General features: G+C 50.4%; 2 protein-coding genes. Both read left to right on the top strand.

All coding sequences use genetic code 11. The features are described from left to right. The coding region (locus VZ95_RS20425; protein WP_045777496.1) for a tyrosine-type recombinase/integrase at nt 1-980 on the top strand (980 nt) is incomplete at its 5' end. Nucleotides 981-1095: 115 nt separating this feature from the next. Then, complete coding sequence (locus tag VZ95_RS20420) at nt 1096-1527, top strand: putative toxin-antitoxin system toxin component, PIN family (protein ID WP_045777495.1); 432 nt, start codon at nt 1096-1098, stop codon at nt 1525-1527. Nucleotides 1528-1563: the final 36 nt, after the last annotated feature.

Raw genomic sequence — 1563 nt, 5'->3', positions numbered from 1 at the left:
GGGAAGAGGCTTGGGCGTGGTACGAATCTAAGCTGGCTGAATGGAAGCTCAGAGGGACGGTCTCGGATCGTCGGGAGATTGATAGATCGACGATATCCGAACTGATTGACCTTTATATGCAGTCGGGCCTTATCGATGAGAAGAAGGGGGCGAAGGAAGAGATTAACCGGCTGAAGCTGCTTCAACGGCAACCCTTCGCAAGCCTTATGCTGAATGCGTTCCGGCCTATGGATCTTCAAGCGTGGATCAAAGAACGGTTATCCGGTGGTCTGTCACCTTCGACGGTCAATAACGATATATCGGCCCTGTCGAATGCCCTGGAATATGGGAAAGGGTTGGAAGGGTTCGAGGGTTTGGTAAACGTCACCAAATCAATTCGGAAACCTAAACAGCGTCCAGGTAACAAGGTTAAATTTACCGAGGATGATGAAGTTCGCTTGCTTGGCGCTATCGATGGGCGAAAGAGGGTTCTTACATCCTGGTGGCTTGGCCCATTGGTTCGGCTTGCCCTGCTCACGGGAATGCGTGAAAGCGAATTGCTGAGGGTTCGGATCGACGACATATATATGAGCGACGGGTTTCTGTCGGTCGAAAGCAAGGATACGGAGGGAACCCGCATTCGGGATGTGCCGCTTATTCCGAAGGCCATTGAATGTTTCGAGGAGGCTATTTCTCACGCAAGAGCCTTGAAACAGGAAACCCTATTTCCGGTCGGACTGACGAATAAGACGGTTTCAAAAACCTTTGCTACTGCCGCTCGTGCCGCAGATGTCAAAGTAGGTTTTCATGATCTTCGGCATGTGGCTGTAACGCGCTTATCCAAGATCGCTAAAAACCCTTTGGAGTTAGCGGAATTCTCGGGTCATCGTTCGCTCACTGCTCTGAAAATCTATTATAATCCATCGGCAAAAGAATTGGCGTCAATGGCGGCAGATGTGATTACACGCAGGGAAAAAAAAGTCAGAATGCGATGGTTTTAGAATTGGATGATGATGAGCTTATTGCGTCCATTCGTTCAGCAGCTAAGCGAGACGGGAAGGGCGTTGATACGATGATTATAGATGCGCTTAGATCGACGTTTCTGGAACCTGCTTCATGAGGCTTGTTCTCGATACCTGCGTGATGGTCTCGGCAATCCGCAGCGATAAAGGAGCATCGCGGCAGTTGTTGGAAATGGTGCTGCGGGGAAACCTTCATCCGCTCGTCTCGGTTCCGCTGTTTATGGAATACGAAGCGACCATGATGCGAAAAGAGCATCTGGAAAAATCGGGTGGTTCCCCTGACGACATCAGGCGAATTCTTGACGCAATAGCCATATACGTCGATGAGGTGGTAATATGGTTTTTGACCCGGCCATCAACGAAAGACGCCGGTGACGATATGGTTCTAGAAGCTGCCGTGAACGGTCGTGCGGATGCGATTGTAACGGAGAATATCGCTGATTTTGGCGATGGGGCTTTGAGGTACGGCATTCGGGTTTTGAAGCCGGGTGAAGCGCTTCAGCAGGTGAGGGGAATGACGCGATGACGGCTCTTCATATTACCGATACAGCTACTGTTCGGA

This window comes from Elstera litoralis (genome assembly GCF_000963705.1).
Taxonomy (GTDB): Bacteria; Pseudomonadota; Alphaproteobacteria; order Elsterales; family Elsteraceae; genus Elstera; species Elstera litoralis.
The sequence above is the reverse complement of the archived record's forward strand: the minus strand, read 5'-3'. Positions and strand labels throughout refer to the sequence as shown.